The organism is Ruminococcus albus 7 = DSM 20455 (genome assembly GCF_000179635.2).
GTDB classification, from domain to species: Bacteria; Bacillota; Clostridia; order Oscillospirales; family Ruminococcaceae; genus Hominimerdicola; species Hominimerdicola alba.
In genome coordinates, this window is sequence record NC_014833.1 from 2,397,256 (window position 1) to 2,416,352 (window position 19,097).

Genomic DNA, 19,097 nt, shown 5'->3' on the forward strand with positions numbered 1-19,097 from the left:
AGTCTTATAATATGGCACTTCATACGGAATAATTACTTGTTCAAGTCTTTATTCGGGAGCTATCAAAAAAAGCAGCACCTTTTTAACAGATGCTGCTATTAATATCATCTTATTATAGTACCTTCTTCAAGGCGCTTTTCAAATACTTCCACAGGAAGAGCTTTGTCATAATAGAATCCCTGTGCCACATCACATCCATACTTACGCAGTACCTCGACCTGTTTAGCTGTTTCTACACCCTCTGCGATACATTCAAGACCCATTTCACGAGCCATAGCAACAACATACTTGAACATGACACTTCGCGGGCTGCGCTCATCATCCTCATCAACAGGAACTATACTTTTGTCGATTTTGAGAACATCCCAAGTGATCTCTTTAATGAGATTAAGTGATGAATAACCTATACCAAAATCGTCTACTGATGTCGATATCCCCTGCTCCTGCAAACATGAAACTACATACTTCATATCTTTGAACTCTACATCTGTGGTAGTTTCAGTAAGCTCTATCTCGATATATTCATGTGGTACACCATAAAGATCAATTATATGCAGCAGATGTCTGACCAGATCAATATCAAGGATATGCTTGCGTGAGAGATTTACAGATATACGAACAATATCTCTGCCCTCATCGATCCAGCGTCTGAGATCACGGCACACGTGTTCGAGCATATAAAAATCAAGCTTGCAAATATCCATCGATCGTTCCAGTATCGGAACAAATCCTATAGGATATATAAGCTCTCCGTCGTGCTTCCAGCGGTAAAGCGCTTCCGCACCAACGATCTTTCCATCAATTATAGATACCTTTGGCTGATAATATACGTGAAATTCTTCTTTTTCCATAGCTTCTGGCAGTTGATGCTGCACAGTGGCTATATGCTTCTTTTCCTCCATCAGCTTTGGTTCAAAAAATATGATATCATCGCGCCCTGACGTTTTGGCAGCACTCAATGCAAGAGAAAGCTTGTCCATGATCTCTCCGAAGATATTTACCTCAAAATCATCATCAAGAATGTACACGCCTGCAGTAGCGCTTACATTTACACGGTCACTGAATTCATCACCAAAAGAAACTACTGTGCCTTTCAAATATTCAACAACTTCTTTGATTTTTTTGGCAGTCATCAGCATGATAAAATTATCTCCGCCTATTCTGCATACAGGTATCGGAGCATCACTGATCTCATCCAGTCCAGCAATAAAAGTATGCATGACTACATCTCCGTAATCTCTGCCGACCTGATGATTCACAGCCTGAAAATGTTTAAGATTGAACCTGGCTGCAGCATAGCCTTTAAGCCCTGCATCTTCACACAGCTTTACCAGCTGAGTACTGAAATAACGCAGATTATGATATCCTGCTTCATCTTCAAATCTGCTGCTGAAAAGATATAGCATGGAGATCATAAGATCAAGACGGTTGCGTATCCTTTCTGTCCAAGCCGGCGCGCCCTTCTTGTGATAGACCTTATATAGCAGAACGCTCGTACCGTCAGTGATCTTTTTGACAGTGATCACATCATCATCCGTTTCACCATCCTGATATATAGCATCACTCAGGTTTTCTTCACTGTCTAAAATTGAAAAATCAGAATGCACATCAATAGTCATCATTCCAACATCGGAAAGTCTGCATATATCTGATATAGCAGCAGAAACGACTTTCTTATCAATAGCATTTTCGTGATTAGACATTTGCATAATAAAGCTCTGAAAAGCTACAACTATATCATTTATCACAAATATCACGTCCCTTCACTGCTGCCGTAAAACAGTATATAGTTTTTTAATTTAACCGATTCTATAACCATTTTAGTATATTATACCATAGTCATTTAACAATTTCAAGAGGATTCTTAAAATTTCACAAATATTATTTTTGTTATCAACATCGTCAAAACATACTTTGGTAATCAAAATATTATATTTTATCGAAAAAGACTTATGGTTATACCACTGATTTGCTACATATTGCTGTTTTAAACAATGAGATTACATGAACAAACATGTTTTTTTCAGTTCAAAATTGATACTTGAGATAGTATCCGCACATATAAACTTTAAGTTATATTTCAAAGGTCTATAAAAATTGTTTTAACTGCACAGTTTCTATGAATGAACAATTCCTGACCGCCAATGCCACTCTATTTATCTACAGTGAAATCTGAAGATTTGATCATGATTTCCCGCAAATTTTACAATTTGTTCATGGTAGCGGTGAATTTATAGGATAGTTTTCTCGGAAATGGGATAGACTTTTCGGGAACATTGTGTTATAATTTACAGATAGAAGTAAGCCCTCGACTTGCTTATAATTATTTGCTTTCAGACAAGGAGCGAGACACAGTGAAAATTGCAAACGGAATGGAATTTGTCAATGACGACAGAGTAATAGGAAAATGGGAAAATATCGGCTGGATAAGCGGTATAAATAGTTTTTCGGTCACAGACCTGAATGACAAAAGCGGTGAATACAATATTCTGTATTTTCTCCCGAACGGAGAGCCATACTGGATATTTGAGGGCTGGACAAAGGGCGTTATCCTTATCAACTACGGCGGTGACGATCCCATACTTTCATACAGATATGACCTTCGGGATATAGACGGCAAACAATATCTTTTTTTCAGACTTGATGATAAGACCGAGGTATTTGTAAAAGCTGACAGCGAACATTATACTAAAGCTACTCTCGGAAATCACGATAACATAGACCTGCCCTTTGTATCCGATAAAAAGCTGATAGGCGCATGGGATTCAGTCGCATTCGTATCGGAGACAGAGGATTTCTCGCCCGAAAACAAGTACGACGATCTGTTTCTTAAATCCATGAAAATACTACCTGACGGAGATCTGATACAGACATATATGGATAGTGAATGGCATGATAAATGGACTAAGGGTTATATCCTAAATCTTCACCGTACAACTGCTGCGAAATATCAGATAACCGAAATTAACGGAACAGAATATTTATTCATGGAATGGAAAATGGGAAATTACATCTACGGCGGTATGAAACCGGACTATTATGTATTCAAGAGAAAAATATGATTTATCTTGCAGAGCTACACCGGCTCTGCATTTTTTATGCCCAATCACAAATATCCCATAATAATTTCACGATAAGAAAACTTTTATGGCGCATATTGCTTCATGAGCACTGCAAATAAACTTTTTACATCTGAGTGCGCTATAGTATTATCGTGTGGGGGAGTAGTTCGGTTCTGCTACACTCATGAATGAAGAATGGTGGGTATTAAGACAGGCTTGATGCTTTGTATTCTCAGAGAATATACAATCGGTTTGTGCTGCGTTGACCTGTTTCAATAACCTGAGAAATCTCTGACCGATTTGCAGAACATTCTTGTCGGTGCTTATAACTCAGAGGATGTTTTCTGAGTCATTTTCGTGCATTGTATAATACGCTGTATAAAAGATCGAACTTCCACGATAATTTGTGCAACACGCTTTATGCATCGGAAAGTAGCATTACTTTCAATCGATTTGCAAACATAAGTTGGTGGAAAAAAGCTGCTATTTTGATATAATATCATCGAAAGAGAACGAACCGAGCGTAGAAAACTAAACCCGATTCGCAGTTCTTGTACGAATTTCACCAATTATCAGGTCGGCGTAGTGGGCATCCTGACGATCCTGTTGCTGCAAATTCCGTCAGTCTGGCACTAAACATATACAAGGATATTAAGCATGGAGGAAACTTATGAAGAACTTTATCTACATTTGGATCGGAGAATTGATTTCAAGCATAGGAACGGGAATGACCTCATTTGCGCTGAGTGTCTATGTTTATCAGACATACGGCAACGCATCTGCAGTATCATTGGTGACATTACTCGCTTTTCTTCCAAGTATTTTGCTGAGTCCGATAGCCGGTTTACTTGCAGACCGTTTTAACCGAAGAATTCTGATGGTCTGCGGCGATTCGCTTTCAGCACTGGGTCTGATTTTCATACTGCTGAATATGCAGTTCGGAACCCTGCAGCTATGGATGATATGTGTCGGTGTGACTATAAGTTCCTTCTTTTCTTCCCTGCTGAATCCTGCATACAAAGCAACAATTACAGATCTGCTGACAGAAGAGCAATACGCAAAAGCAAGTGGAATGGTACAGATCGCATCCTCGGCACAGTTTCTTATCTCGCCGTTTATTGCGAGTATTTTGCTTAGCTTTTACGATATCAGACTGATTCTTATGATAGATATCTGCACAATTATCGTAACGGTCATTACGATTTTACTGGTCAACAGACATATCAAAGAAAAGCCACACAAGAAGGAGAACTTCAATGCGCTGAAGGATCTGAAAGAAGGCTTTGCCAGCGTGATCCGGCATCCCGGCATCCGTATACTTGTGTTTTTGATGTCCTTTGCCTGCTTCACCCTCGGGCTCTTGCAGACCATGCTTTCTCCGATGGTTCTTTCATTTACGGATTCAAAGAGCCTCGGATATCTGGAATCGCTCAGTGCCATCGGTATGCTGGTCGGAAGTATCGTGATCGGCGTAATGTCCATCAAGAAAAACTTCTGCCGTGTGTTATTTATCGGTCTTGCACTAAACGGCCTCGGAATGATCGGAATCGGTATGACCTGCAATTTTAGGATTATAATATGCAGCGGTTTACTTATCTTTATAACACTTCCGTTTATAAATGTATCAGCAGATACTATGGCACGTATTAATATTCCGAATGAAGTACAGGGGCGTGCATGGGGTGTCATCAGTATCCTCTCACAGTTCGGATGTCTGCTTTCCTACGGCTTGTCAGGTATCATGGCAGACCATATATTCTGTCCGATGCTTGAAAACAATGGCATCCTTGCAAACAGCTTCGGAAGGATCTTCGGCACCGGTCACGGAAGAGGTATCGGTCTGATGGTGAGTATGTGCGGTGTTCTTGTACTTGTGGTTCTGGTGATCATGATGCGCTCGAAGGCACTGCGTGAGATGGATGTTACATCCGAAGAACCGGTTGAATCTGCAGCAATCACTAATTAGGATCCCTTAGAATCGCAGAGTAAATATGTGGAGGATAGACCTTGAAATTATGAAAAAAAAGAAAATCGGAATCAGCGTAGTGCTGATGTTCTTCATTATGCTGTCGGTCTGTATGTTGTCTGCGGGAACGCTGATTCTGGTTCAGCTTTTCAGTGCGATCAACAATCTGTATGCTACAGCACAGCCGCCTCATTTTTTGCAGATGCATAAGGGCGGTGTTGATACAAATGTACTGGAAAATCTGGCGGAATCAGATCCGAACGTAACTGACTGGCAGCTTATGGAGATGCTGAATATTGACAATACGCAGATCTGGGTAACAAAGTCTGATGGTGTCAGAGTACCTTTTTCGGACTGCCTGATCGATCTTGGCATAATACGGCAGCCGGAAAAATACGATCTGCTGCTTGATACAGAGAATCAGCGTGTGACGCCTGCACGCGGCGAAATTGGTGTGCCGCTGATCCTGCTGGATCGGTATGATATGGAGATCGGAGATACGGTAACGCTGTCTGACGGTAGTTTTACCATCGATCTGACCATTACGTCATTTTTGCGAGATGCGCAGATGAACAGTACCCTCTGTTCATCGACGCGTTTTCTGATGAATGAAGCGGATTGGCAGGAAGTTCGATCAAATATGGGCTCCATCGAGTATATCATTGAATACTATTTTAATGATCCTGCATACGCGACGGAATTTCAGACTAAATACGAAAATTCAGGTATGCCGAAGGAGGGACAGGCAATTACATATACACTGCTGAAGCTTGTCAGCAGTCTGCCTGATCTTATGACAGTGGTAATCATGATTCTGATGAGCATCATTCTGATGTTGATTTCCGCGATGTGCCTGCGTTTTACGATCCTCGCAGCAATGGAGGAAGAGATCGAGGATATCGGCATTCTGAAGGCGATCGGAGTTTCTTTCCGTGATATTCGTAAGATGTATCTTTACAGATACCGTCTGCTCATAATAATCGGATGCATACTGGGCTGTCTGATAGCGGTACCCGTAAATAAGTTACTTGTTTCACATATCACAAATGCATTCGGAAAGCCGTCATTCAGTATACTGATGATATTATTTCCGCTGATTGCAGCCATAATTATATATCTTGCGGACATTGCGATCTGCAAAAAGATCCTGAAGCGGGTAAAGAAAGTGTCTGTGATCGATACTATCAAAGGACAGGCGGAGGTCAAGCAGGCAGGAAAGAGAGATGCTGTAAGAAAAACAGCATCAGGCTCAATGAAGAAACTGCCTGTTGACTGGTGGATGGCATGGAAAAAGCTCCTGCTTCATAAGCGCTCATGGATGCTGCTGACATTCGTTGTAGCAGCGGCATACTGTATGATGCTGCTTTCAACGAATGTACTGACCACATTCCGTTCCCCAGAGTTTATCTCTTATATGGGACAACAGAAATGCGATATAATGATCAGCGTAACCTCTGCGGAAAGGCTGTCGGAGCGATATGATAAGGTCAGCTCCATGCTGAAAAACGATACCGCTGTAACGAAGATCGTGCAGGATGCATTTGTTGTACAGAGTGCTAAGAATCAGGACGGCGAATGGGAAAACATCCATATTGCCTGCTCTGGATCGGCAGGCAGCGGATTGCAGTACCTGGAAGGTAATGCGCCGCAACAGGCAGATGAAATTGCGCTTTCGTATCTTAATGCAAAGAAATACGGTGTCGGTGCAAACGATCCGCTGACCGTTGTCATTGATCGGAAAGAGATGACGCTGCAGGTCTGCGGTGTCTATCAGGATGTTTCAAACGGCGGTTATACTGCAAAAATGCAGACGCAGTATGATCCGAAAGCGGTTTACCGCTATGATTTTCTTGTGAATTTTCAGGACGGCACAGATGTCTCTGCAAAGGCGGATGTATATTCAGAAGCACTCGGAACAGATGCAAATGTGAAGAGTATGTACGTTTTTGTACAGCAGACACTTTCAGGTCTGACCGATCAGTTCGGCAGTGTGGTGAATGTGATCGTATCGGTAACGGTCGGTCTGATGATCCTCATCACAGAGCTGCTGATGCTCCTGATTCTGCTAAAAAACAGAAAACAGACTGCGATCCAGCGCGTGACCGGTTTCTCTGTACGGGATATACGTAAGCAATATGTCATTCAGACACTGCTGGCTACATTCTTCGGTCTGATTCTGGGCACAGTTCTGGTGATACTGGTCGGAGAGAAGGCGGTAAGTGCAGTCATCGGCATGACAGGCATGGGTCTGCGCAGTCTGACTTTTATTTCAGTGCCTTGGCTGGTCTATCTGCTCTACCCGCTGCTGTTGCTGGCGGCTACACTGATCACAGCCTATCTGTGTACAAACAAGATCAAATCAGATGTGAAGCTGATGCAGCTGGTAAAAAGCTGATCGGCATATCAATAGCAGGAGAATGAATAAATATGAACGATACAGCGATACTTCAAGCAAAAGCAATTCAGAAGTCTTATCAGCAGGCTAACGGACAGAAAATCGAGATCCTGAAAGGGATCGATCTGGAAATCATGCAGGGCGAGTTTGTAGCGATAATGGGGCAGTCAGGTTCCGGAAAGTCTACACTGCTCTATTGTATAAGCGGCATGGATCAGCTTTCAGGCGGCAGTGTGGTATACAACGGAAAAGAGATCCATACTCTGTCCGATGATGAGATCAGCAAGATCCGACTGCTGAATATGGGCTTTGTATTTCAGCAGTCCTATATGCTGAAAGATTTTACGATCAAAGAGAACATTATGCTTCCCGCACTGAAGGCAGGAAATGTTTCAAAGGAACAGGCAGAACTTAATGCACGATCACGTATGGAACGTGTCGGGATCGGACATATTGCAGACAGCGATATCACGCAGGTTTCGGGCGGTCAGCTGCAGCGCGCAGCGATCTGTCGGGCACTCATAAACCAGCCTCCTGTCCTGTTTGCCGATGAGCCAACGGGTGCATTAAATTCCAAATCGACTGGCGAGATCATGGAGATCTTCAATCAGGTCAATGCGGCAGGAACAACCATCATCATGGTCACGCATGATGTAAAAGTCGCTGCGCGTGCAGATAGAGTCATCTATTTGGAGGACGGTCAGCTTCGGCAGGAATATCATCTCGGCAAATGGAATGCATCCGAAACGCTGCAGGAGCGAGAATCTTATTTGTTAAAATGGCTTCAGAAAAACGGTTTCTGATCAGATTGAAAGAATACAACTGCTGCTTGCGGAAAGTTAAGTCTGCAGACAGCACGATAGTGCACAGCTGACTTGCATTTACGTGGGATTTATGTTACAATAATCATAGATCAAAAGACTGCTGTGTGCCGTCAAAAGGAGAACTAATATGAAATTTGCTGATAAGCTGAGAGAACTCAGAAAACAGGAAAAATTGTCACAGGAGGCACTAGCTGCAAAGATCGGAGTATCCCGTCAGGCCGTCACGAAATGGGAAACGGAAAGGGGTCTTCCGGATATCGGTAATATCATGGAATTATCCGCTTTGTTCGGTGTCACTGTCGAAGAACTGCTCGCGGCGGAGGAAACTATTGCCGTGAAACATGAGCCGTTCTATGAAAGCAGAACGGAATACGACATCGCCGGCAATAAGCGGATCGATATGCAGCTCGGCGGTGCAAAGCAAATTTTGCTGAAAGGCACTGCAGAAGAAAAACTCATTGTGCGGCTGCTATCTCGCAGCATTGAGACTATTCGTCAGGATCTCAAGGTTCGGATCGAAGATGAAAGGCAGCGAATTGATGTTCGGGTAAAGTATATGAATCAGATGACAGAAGCTGCAGCCAAGGACGGGCTGGAGATCGAGGTCATGCTTCCGAACCGCTACCTTGATCATCTGGAGATGAGGGCGGACTGTTCGGAACTGCGCATTGTGGATTTAAAATGCGATAATATCGAATTTACAGGCAAAACAGAACATATATGCATTGAGGATCTGGAGGCTGAATTCGAGGTGGACTGCAATCACGATATCGATATTACCTGTAATGATCTGCACGGCTCACTTGCGCTGAATCAGATTTCGGCTTCGTCAGTGCTGTACTTACCGGCTGATTTTACGTTCCGCACAGTAGTCAAGGGCTTTGGCAATTCTATTATATGGAGTGACGGCGAAAATGGAATTGCTGATTTTTCAACACCGGATGCAGAAAACTACATTGAGCTCAACGGCCTAAAAAGTACTCTGAAGATCATGCTAAGTACTGCATCGTTGAAATAACCGTGAGGGATAACGTTTTGGTCTTTACTTATGTAGTGAATATCAGCGATATTGTCGTGTTTTCACAGGTTTCTACCCTGTGCGGTAACGTATCTAAGGAACGTATCGCACGGTTTCGGTACGACAAGGAAAAGATACGTTATTCTGATTAAACTTACATCCAAGACCTGGGAGAAAGAGGTGTTTCAACTAAACGTAAGCAATATATGGGTATACAGATCGGGAAATTTTTCCGCCAGGCAGACATTCACTAGTAAATACAACAACTTATACTCGGATGAAATCCCTGTAAAAATTCTTGGTGACTTCACATATTAATTTTTGCTATATCCGCACTTGAATTACTTGTCGATCATGCTTCATCCGTCTTCAGCTATGGAAAATACACATCACTTAATACTTCTAATCAAATTGTTATATAAATTGTGATCTAAAAGTGATAGCAAAAAACTTCTCTGAGTGGAGGGTAAATATATACAAAAACGGTATAAAAAACTCGCTCCATAGTATCAAGGTGCTGACTTAATAAAAAATCTATTGTAAATTGCAGAATTATATGTTATAATATAAAAATCAGTTTGAAATAGGATATACTGTAATAAAAAATATTGATGAAAGGACGCATAAAGTAATGCTGGAACTTAAAAAAATCTCTTTCAGCGCTGATGACGGCGGAAAATCCTCCGATATCATACGCGGAATAGACCTTGAGATCCCTGACGATAAATTCATTGTTATAACAGGACCTAACGGCGGAGGAAAATCGACACTTGCCAAGATAATCGCAGGTATCGTTCAGCCAACCGGAGGACAGCTTATATTCAACGGAACTGACATAACAAATATGAGCATCACCGACAGAGCTAAGGCAGGTATAGGATTTGCTTTTCAGCAGCCTGTACGCTTTAAGGGTCTTACTGTGCTTGACCTTCTGAGAATAGCTGCGGGCAAGAATCTATCAGTATCAGAAGCTTGCTCTTACCTGTCAGAAGTTGGTCTTTGTGCAAAGGATTACATCAAGAGAGAAGTAAATGCATCCCTTTCGGGTGGTGAGCTCAAAAGGATAGAGATAGCTACAGTAATGGCAAGAAATGTAAAACTAGCTGTCTTCGATGAACCTGAGGCAGGTATAGATCTCTGGAGCTTCAATAATCTTATACGTATTTTTGAAAATATGCGCAAAGCTGATAAAAACAGGACCGTCGTGGTCATATCTCATCAGGAGAGGCTGCTGAAGATTGCTGACGAAATAATCGTTCTTTCGGACGGTCAGCTTATCAAGAAGGGTCCTGCAGACGAGATACTCCCCGAGATAATGCACAGCAATTATGCACAGACTATCTGTCCTAAGATAGAAGATTAAGGAGGCGCTGCAGATGCTTAAAATGGACGCTGTACAGAAACAGCTTTTACAGGAAGTAGCTGAACTTCACGATATACCCGAGGGTGCTTACAATCTCCGCGCCAACGGTGAATCTGTAGGAAGAAATTCAACTGCTAATATAGAGATCGTCAGCAAGACAGATGTCAGCGGTATAGATATCAAGATCAAATCAGGCACAAAAAACGAGAGCGTACACATCCCTGTCGTACTAAGTGAAAGCGGTCTGAAAGAAACTGTATACAATGACTTCTATGTCGGTGAAGATTGTGATGTACTGATAGTTGCCGGCTGCGGTATCGACAACTGCGGAAATCAGGATTCGGAACATGACGGCGTACACAGATTCTTTGTAGGAAAGAATTCAAAGGTAAGATATGTTGAAAAGCACTACGGTTCGGGCGACGGTACAGGAAAGAGAGTGCTGAATCCCGTTACCGAGGTATACATGGAGGAAAACAGCACCGTTGATATGGAAATGGTTCAGATAAAGGGTGTTGACTCCACTGACAGAAAGACCATTGCCGAGCTTAAAGAAGGTGCTAAGCTCAATGTACGTGAACGCTTGATGACACATGGTGAACAGCAGGCGCTGAGTACCTATCAGGTATCCCTGAACGGCGAAGGCTCTGCTGCCGATGTAGTATCAAGATCGGTAGCCAGGGATGATTCTTATCAGAAGCTTGATCTTTGCATAAACGGAAATGCAGCCTGCACAGGTCACACAGAATGCGATTCTATAATAATGGACAACGGCAGGATACTCGCTGTGCCCTCGCTTGAAGCAAACTGTGTTGACGCAGCACTTGTACACGAAGCTGCTATAGGTAAGATAGCAGGCGAACAGCTTATCAAGCTGATGACTCTCGGACTTACAGAAACCGAAGCAGAAGAACAGATAATCAACGGTTTCCTAAAATAACAGAACATAAAAAACGCACACGTCAAAGTGTGCGTTTTTTATAATTATGCAAGATTTTACAAAGCATTCAGCTTTTTGCAGAATTCGTCTATCTTTTGTTCGTTAGCGGGGTCGGGCTTATCCTTAGGATCAACAAGATAAAGTTCAGCCTCAACATCTTCAATGCCGAGATATCCCTTCAATTTGAGGATAGTCTTATCGCCGCCGGCTGCAGTGAAACAAGTAACTGCAGCAAACCTTTTACCTTTGAGAGATGTAAGATTTTCCTCAATAAATGTACGCAGAGGAGGAGCGATAGTATTAGCCCATACGGGAGTTGCAAAAACAATAAGCTCGTAATCTTCGGCATTGAATGAATACGGCTGTAGTTTGGGTTTTTCACCCATAATAACACTTTTTCCTCCCCATATAAGCTTTTTGAAGCGAGTATCAGGATAAGCTTTCACAGGATGTATCGGAATAAGCTCCGCCCCAGTCTGATCCGCTATCTTTTTTACAGCATACTCAGTATTGCCGTTAAGGGAAAAATAAACGATCGCAGTTTTCATAAAACATACTCCTTTTCATAATATTTTTATATTTCAGATATTAATACCTGATAACACAAAGGATCTTAAACGAAGACATACCATACCGGGTCAGTATGTATAGATATCTGTTACAGACTTATTGACATGGCAACTCCTTGGTATTGTTACCGAAAAATCTGTCACACCAACTGTTCACTGCACTAAGCATACCGTCGATATCGAGTACGCCGTATGCAAATCCTTTGCGCACAAGTTCAGCAGGAAGATATTCGTCGTACTTTTCAAACATCGGGACTTCCTTGGGATATACGAGCTCCATAGGATCGATAGGACGTGATGCTTCTTCACGAAGCGTGCTGAAAAAAGTATATTCGTCAGCAGCCATGGTAAACTGTATAAAATACGGTCTACAGCTGTCCAGACCGCGCATACGCAGTTTTTCCCTGCATCTTACGTTCAGGAAGCGTTCAAGTGCAAAGAAAGAGTAAGTCCCCAGCCATGGGAAAAGAGCCCACATATCTCCGCCTAAATTTATAAGGTTTTCGCAGACTATACCTGAATTTCTTGCAGAATATCTTGCCTGGGCAAGTCTTGCGGCAGCGTTCTTCATAAGGTATGGATAGGACTTATCCTCACAAAGCACCTGCTTCATACGCATGAGTATCTTTGTATTGATATCACCCGGACAATCCCCGAAGTACGCGGGAACTTTACCCTTAACAGGCTCGCAAAATACAAGATGCCGCTTATGGTCAAGCTCAGTAACAATCCACACCTGACCTGCGATAGCGATCTTTTCACCCACAGGCGGAGGCATAACGAGAGTTCCAAGTTCCTGAGATTCACACCTGACAGTATACTCTTCGTTCTCCTGAAAAACAGCAAAGAAACGAAAATTATTGACTACACGCTCACCAGCCAGACCAACTATCAGTCCACCCTCATCTGTTCGCTGGATATGGTCGATCTCAATAAGGTGGCGCAGAAGAATTTTATAGTCATCAGGCGATATACGATGAAAGTATTTGAGCGTTAGCACCCGCTGAGCAAGCTGCGCAGGAGTAAGCTCTCCGCATGATGCGAGGGTACTCATGGTCTGGTGATAGAGCAGGCTGAATGGCAGTCTGTCAAGTCTTGGGGGCTCGACCCACCTTTCTTCAAGATAAACCTGTATCAACGCTATCCCCTGCAAAAGTTTCCACGGAACTGTAGATGGTAACATGGTGCGCGGATCAGGCATATCTTCACGTATAACGAACCACATTTCAGGAGGAAGATCGCGTCTGCCTGTACGACCCATTCTCTGCAGAAATGATGATACAGTAAAGGGTGCATCTATCTGGAATGCACGTTCTAGTCTGCCGATATCTATGCCAAGTTCAAGTGTGGCTGTAGTGACAGTCGTCATAAAAACATCATCGTCTTTCATGGCAGCCTCGGCAGTTTCACGGTAGCTGGTAGACAGATTTCCGTGATGGATGAGAAAACGGTCGCGCTCATGCTTGACTTCACAATATGAACGCAAAGTAGTGGTCACAGCTTCGCATTCCTCACGGGAATTTACAAATACAAGGCACTTCTTACCGCGGGTGTGTTCAAAGACGTATCCGATACCGGGGTCGGCATTTTCGGGAGCTTTGTCCGTTGGCTGTTCAAGTACCGGCAGAGCTTTCTGCGCCTGCTTTCCATCCGCAGCCTGAACATTGCTGATATAGAAATGTTCCATAGAAAGCCGCCATTTAGTGCCCTTTGCTTCTATCTTCGGGACAGCTGTGCGCCTGCCTGTTCCGTATGAGAGGAACTCCCCCGCTGCCCGGGGATCACCTATAGTAGCTGAAAGTCCTATCCTGCGTGGATTTACACCTGCCTGTCTGCAAAGACGTTCGATGATACACAAAGTCTGTCCGCCTCTGTCACCGCGCATAAGCGAATGAAGTTCGTCAATAACTATGAATCTAAGATCACCGAAAAGCTTAGTAAGCGCCGAATGACGACGTATCAGCATGGCTTCAAGGGATTCCGGAGTTATCTGAAGTATACCCGATGGGTTCTTCATCATACGTGCCTTGTGTGACTGTGAAACATCTCCGTGCCAGTGCCATACAGGTATGCCTGCGTCCTCACAAAGATCGTTAAGACGTGAAAACTGATCGTTTATAAGAGCTTTCAGCGGACCGATATATATAGCTCCGACTGAGCGCGGCATATCCTCCGAAAACAATGTAAGTATAGGAAAGAACGCTGCTTCAGTCTTACCGGACGCGGTAGATGCTGTAAGCAGCAGATTATCATCGCTATTGAATATAACATCACCAGCTGCAGCCTGGATAGCACGAAGGCTTTCCCAGTTATTGCGGTATATAAAATCCTGCACGAATGGTGCATATCGGTCAAAAACGTTCATTATATGCCCTTTCCTTTAGAAGCTGTACTTTTAGTTTTCTGCGGAATCTTCTGCGCTGACGGACCTTCTCCCTGTGCCAGACCTTGTTATGGTTATTGCACCAGCAAGCAAAATGGCGGTCAAAGCCGTTTTCCTCGGTCATGTGTTTGTGGATATTACCTTTTCCCATGTTTTACCCTGCTTTTATCACACCTATATCTCAAACTCCGCAAAATCACTTTCGGAAGTTTCTTCCTCTGCGGCAGGTTTTGAATACTCCATACCGCCAGATGATATGAAATCTGATATCTCGAGTACAGGATTCTGATATGCTATATCCAGCAGTTCAACGAAATCGCGTATCACCTCTCGCGGAGTTATGTGGCTGTCAGCGCCGATACGCCCGAATTCCGTCTTGATGAAAACTATCATATCTTCCTGCGTGATGCGCTGTTCATACCCGAAAAGCTGAGCGTGTATATCGGCTAATTTTTCGGTCAGCACAAGCATTTCTTCATAAGTCAGCGGAACAAGATGTATGACAGGCGCAAGCATATCGCGTATGCCCTCACGTCCGAAGCGACCTTCTGCAAGACGCGAACGAAGTGCTTCATAGCTGTACACACCGCGGCGGGTATCCTCGATGCACTGAGGAGTGCCGCCCATAATGATACCCAGATACTTGGCTTTGCCCTGTAAAGTATCGTTATACATTGTTAGTATCTTTTCATAGTTGTACTGGCGGGTTATTGCATTAGGTATCTTGTAGATATTAACCAGTTCGTCCACAAGCACAAGTAATCCGCTGTAACCTGCCATTTTCAGGAACATGGCAAAAAGTTTTATATATTCATACCAGTCATCATCGGTGATAACGATATTAACGCCGAGTTCGCTTCTGGCTTCCGTCTTGTTTACATACTCGCCCCTGAACCATTTTACAACTTTCGCTTTCTGTTCATCATCACCCGATACAGATGCACGATAGTATATCGTTAAAAGCTTTGCAAAATCGAAGCCATGTACAAGTTCGTTAAGGGCATTTATTACCTCGAATATCTTCTTTTCAACAGCAGAAGAAAACTCGGGAGTGGATACATCGAGTCCGCTTTCTGAAGCCGCCTGCGCCTGTACACCACTTATCCACCTGTCGAGTATGAGAGTGAGAGCACCGCCGTCAGGGCGCGTCTTTGTGGACATATTACGGATAAGTTCCTTATATGTTGCAAGACCCTGACCCTTAGTACCCTGCAGACGTCTTTCCGGGGAAAGATCGGCATCCACCACAACGAAATTCCTGTCCATGACATGGCTGCGTATCGTCTGCAAAAGAAAACTCTTACCGCTGCCGTATTTGCCGACTATGAACCTGAATGAAGCACCTCCGTCTTCGATTATATCAACATCGTGAAGCAAAGCGTCAATCTCGACCTCTCTTCCCACGGTGATATAAGGCAGACCTATTCTTGGCACAACTCCGCCTTTAAGGGAATTGATGACAGCCTGCGCTATCCTCTTGGGTATCTTCATGGAAGTATCATTCCTTTCAATTCTTCTTCATAATCTTCTATTATCACAGGGGTATCGCCGTCAAACTCAATGACCGTATCAGCAAAAATATCGTAAAGTTTTTCATTTATACTGTCCGCCATAACAGAGGGCATAGAACCTACACTTCTAGCAGCCGCCTGATGATCACCGCCGTAAAGCAGTACCTGCATGAATGAATACTCGCCGCTGTCGAGTGGAGTGGTATTTTTCTGAACATTCTCTTCGGGAACATCTTCCTGCATATCAGGCTGAGGGATTATATCGTCTTCAAGATCTTCTTCATCGACGATAAGCTTATCCCTCGTGATATCAGCGGCGCGGCGGATACTTCCGAGCTTAGAAAGGTCGATATCCACACGAAGTTTCTCCGCCTGTCTTTTCTCATCTTGAAGTATGGTCATCTGTTCGTTTATAATCTTTGAAAGCTGCTTTGTGATATCGGGAGTCTGCAGCTTGCTTTTGAAATCAAATCCGTTTCGCATTATGCTGTCAACAGCGCGTAAAAAGTCGCCCACCTGCTTGTTGCCGTGTGGCTTGCCCGAATATCCCTCTGTGAACCATTCACCGCCTCTGTAAAAACATCTGCGCACATCGTCTATGACCACACAGGTATTTGGTGATGATCGGAAATGACAGAACACGGCTGATGAGAACATCTGATGTACTGTTATGACACTGTTACCGAAATACTTCTCGAACAGTGTCTTTTTACGGTGAGAACCGTAATACTCGGAAAAAGCTTTAAAACTGCGTACTGCCACGGTACGAAAGTCTTCGGGGTAAGCCTTGTAAAAAGCGGACCTTTCAGCATTATACGAGGACACGTTGTTAAGGGCTGTAAAGACTTCATCCACAGAATGATCATCTGCATCACGAATGACCTCAAGTGCATTATCAAATTCAAGAATATCTCCATTTTTCAGTAAAGTGATATCAAGCCCGTAATAAACTACCATATCATCAAGCCATATTGAAAGGAATCTTTTCAATTTTGGCTGGGAATCACCATACTCATCGAGCAGGGCTTTCAACCTGTCATAACCCTCCTGCGGAGTTTTGACACCGATGAGATTTAAAAGTTCATAAGCATATACAAAAATATAGGAAAGGCTTATTTCCTTGTATTCACCACGCCTTGCACAAGTTCTCCAGGAAAAATAAGTTCTCTGCTGAGGAAGTGTCATATCATTATAGGTGGGAAAATAGTGTTCAAAGGGAACATCTTTCTCGAAATCGTCCTCAAAGTATGCCATGAAACTGCCCTGTTTGCCGAAAAGCCATTCTCTTGAGCGCCACTGTGCTTCGGGAGAATAGACCATTCTGCGCATCTCCATAAGCTGAGCGGGAGTATTATCTTTAGGGGGTACAATATCACGTACAAGCTGTGAAGCGCGTTTGAGTATAGGTTCATCACGGTAGACTTTTTCTCCGAGTGTTTTGCTCTCACGTATCTTCGGGTCACCCATTATCAATTCGATAAGATCATCGATATTCTTCACGCGCCCACCTCCAACCGAAAATCAAGTTATTATTTTATTATAACACAAACCGCTTTCAAATTCAAGTGCGGGCTGTACGTTTCCACGGAAATCAATTTTCAAAAATCACCCTCGAAATCATCTGCGGCTCCATAAGACATTCAAACATAAGTTTGGATATGGCAGCTTTAGAATTGTTCCGATTTTTAAAGTTCTTGATTAAATTTATCGCAGCTTTTCTGAACATATTCAGGCATTGCTGAACGTCCTTGCTCTCGACTCTGCACCAGTCCTCTTCAAAATGCACATCAAGCAGCCAGTGCATAGACTCTACCGACCATTCCATTCTCGCATGATGCAAAAGCTGTTCAGCCGTTAATTCCCGGCTCGACAGATAATAGTGCCATTCACTTGTTCTGCCTTTTTTCGTCGTAGATTCGCTGTGTATAGCTCCTATGCACTTCAAGCCTTTCCATTCTTTTTTCTGCTCCAGCCAACCAATATCTGTTGTTACAAACGCTGTCCGTGTTTCGATCCTGCCATGATTTTTTTCGGTCTTTGAGACCGTCTGCATTGTACTCCTAAGGTGATCGTCCTGCACAAAATCCTCAATATCTTTTATGGTTATCCCTTTAACACACCACAAGTAAGATCACTGCACCAAAGCAGCCAAAAGCCTTAAATACGCACTGTTTCCCAGCTTACGACGGTTGAATTTGTAGCAGTATTCGGCAGCATATAACGCTGTGTGGATCTTTTCGTTTCCGTGGTAAGTTCCCATGATCATTGCTTTGAAGTTTGATATAACTTTATGCATCCAGTTCAGCTGACCGCTTGTCGGATCATATGTTTCAAAAACATGGAAGTATTTCTGTGCCAACGGTTTCTTGTAACTTCGAGCATTATCACTCTCGATCTTCGAGCCTGCGCGGATATTATCCCTGGCAAATCTACCAACAGTTATACCCTTTAAATTCGGCACATCGCTCATTTTAACGTACTCGGGATTTCCTGCTGCGTTCTTTGACAAAGCTACTATCATCTTGACTTTTTCAGTTCCTCTGCCACGCTTTTTACCGTGAGTCGGAGCACCGAGATACGTGTCATCAAGTTCAACGATCCCGTCAAGCAAATAGCGTTCTTCACGGCATTTCATAGCTTTTCTGATGCGATGAAGGATGTACCATGCAGTCTTGTAGGTCACCCCCAAAGACCTCATCAGCGTAACAGCAGAAACGCTGCATTTGTTGCTCATAATGAGGAATGCGGTGACTATCCACAGTCTGAGCGGAATATGTGTTCTGTGCATAAAAGTTCCGTTGTGGCGGATATATCTGCTTTACAGAACTTGCATCGCAGCAGATGGCGTGACCTTATCCTGCGGTACTCAGAGCCACCGCAAAACGGGCAGGCAAAACCCTTTTCAAAGCGGATATCAAGCAGAAAATCCTTGCAAAAGCTTTCATCTGCGAACTTTGAGTATATCCCATCAAGTGTGATCTCAGGTTTCGGAAATCTTTTTGACATAGCGACAGCTCCCTTCGGTTTCTGTCACTATTATACTATATTTTCTGAGTTTTGAGGTCT

At 43.4% G+C, this 19,097-nt stretch carries 14 protein-coding genes and 1 pseudogene; 7 read left to right on the forward strand and 8 right to left on the reverse strand.

What is annotated here, in order from left to right:
* Positions 1–104 precede the first annotated feature (104 nt).
* Complete coding sequence (locus RUMAL_RS10835; RefSeq protein ID WP_043550929.1) at positions 105–1,748, reverse strand: GGDEF domain-containing phosphodiesterase; 1,644 nt, start codon at positions 1,746–1,748, stop codon at positions 105–107.
* A gap of 606 nt (positions 1,749–2,354) precedes the next feature.
* Between RUMAL_RS10835 and RUMAL_RS10840 the strand changes: the two genes are divergently transcribed.
* The 7 genes from RUMAL_RS10840 to RUMAL_RS10870 all read left to right on the forward strand — a co-directional run bounded on the left by RUMAL_RS10840 (position 2,355) and on the right by RUMAL_RS10870 (position 11,568).
* Positions 2,355–3,062, forward strand: coding sequence for a hypothetical protein (locus RUMAL_RS10840; RefSeq protein WP_013498786.1), 708 nt, complete (start codon positions 2,355–2,357; stop codon positions 3,060–3,062).
* Positions 3,063–3,732: 670 nt separating this feature from the next.
* A complete protein-coding gene (locus RUMAL_RS10845; protein ID WP_013498787.1) occupies positions 3,733–5,028 on the forward strand; it encodes an MFS transporter in 1,296 nt (431 codons plus the stop codon).
* A 49-nt stretch (positions 5,029–5,077) separates the two neighbouring features.
* Positions 5,078–7,423, forward strand: a complete 2,346-nt coding sequence (locus tag RUMAL_RS10850) for an ABC transporter permease (RefSeq protein WP_028504296.1) — start codon at positions 5,078–5,080, stop codon at positions 7,421–7,423.
* A gap of 32 nt (positions 7,424–7,455) precedes the next feature.
* Positions 7,456–8,226: an ABC transporter ATP-binding protein gene (locus RUMAL_RS10855; protein ID WP_013498789.1), complete on the forward strand. Its 771-nt coding sequence runs from the start codon at positions 7,456–7,458 to the stop codon at positions 8,224–8,226.
* Positions 8,227–8,374: 148 nt separating this feature from the next.
* Positions 8,375–9,265: a helix-turn-helix domain-containing protein gene (locus tag RUMAL_RS10860; protein ID WP_013498790.1), complete on the forward strand. Its 891-nt coding sequence runs from the start codon at positions 8,375–8,377 to the stop codon at positions 9,263–9,265.
* 631 nt (positions 9,266–9,896) lie between these two features.
* Positions 9,897–10,628, forward strand: a complete 732-nt coding sequence (locus RUMAL_RS10865) for an ABC transporter ATP-binding protein (protein WP_013498791.1) — start codon at positions 9,897–9,899, stop codon at positions 10,626–10,628.
* A gap of 13 nt (positions 10,629–10,641) precedes the next feature.
* Positions 10,642–11,568 (forward strand): SufB/SufD family protein, encoded by a 927-nt coding sequence (locus tag RUMAL_RS10870; RefSeq protein WP_013498792.1) that lies wholly within the window; start codon positions 10,642–10,644, stop codon positions 11,566–11,568.
* Positions 11,569–11,624: 56 nt separating this feature from the next.
* Here the strand turns inward: RUMAL_RS10870 and RUMAL_RS10875 are convergent, their stop codons facing one another.
* From RUMAL_RS10875 to RUMAL_RS21350, 7 genes and pseudogenes are all read right to left on the reverse strand, one after another.
* The gene (locus RUMAL_RS10875; RefSeq protein WP_013498793.1) at positions 11,625–12,116 is read right to left on the reverse strand and encodes a flavodoxin family protein; all 492 of its coding nucleotides are present in this window, start codon (positions 12,114–12,116) and stop codon (positions 11,625–11,627) included.
* A gap of 118 nt (positions 12,117–12,234) precedes the next feature.
* Positions 12,235–14,502, reverse strand: coding sequence for a DEAD/DEAH box helicase (locus RUMAL_RS10880; RefSeq protein WP_013498794.1), 2,268 nt, complete (start codon positions 14,500–14,502; stop codon positions 12,235–12,237).
* Entirely contained in the window at positions 14,489–14,671 is a 183-nt protein-coding gene (locus tag RUMAL_RS10885; protein ID WP_013498795.1) for a hypothetical protein, read from the reverse strand. Before RUMAL_RS10885 ends, RUMAL_RS10880 begins: the two co-directional genes overlap by 14 nt.
* Before the next feature lie 23 nt (positions 14,672–14,694).
* Complete coding sequence (locus RUMAL_RS10890) at positions 14,695–16,011, reverse strand: ATP-binding protein (protein WP_013498796.1); 1,317 nt, start codon at positions 16,009–16,011, stop codon at positions 14,695–14,697.
* The gene (locus RUMAL_RS10895; protein WP_013498797.1) at positions 16,008–17,531 is read right to left on the reverse strand and encodes a TerB N-terminal domain-containing protein; all 1,524 of its coding nucleotides are present in this window, start codon (positions 17,529–17,531) and stop codon (positions 16,008–16,010) included. Before RUMAL_RS10895 ends, RUMAL_RS10890 begins: the two co-directional genes overlap by 4 nt.
* A 91-nt stretch (positions 17,532–17,622) precedes the next feature.
* Positions 17,623–18,111 (reverse strand): ISAs1 family transposase, encoded by a 489-nt coding sequence (locus RUMAL_RS10900; RefSeq protein ID WP_272868105.1) that lies wholly within the window; start codon positions 18,109–18,111, stop codon positions 17,623–17,625.
* Between the two features lie 51 nt (positions 18,112–18,162).
* A pseudogene (locus tag RUMAL_RS21350) lies at positions 18,163–19,037 on the reverse strand (IS1595 family transposase).
* Positions 19,038–19,097 lie beyond the last annotated feature (60 nt).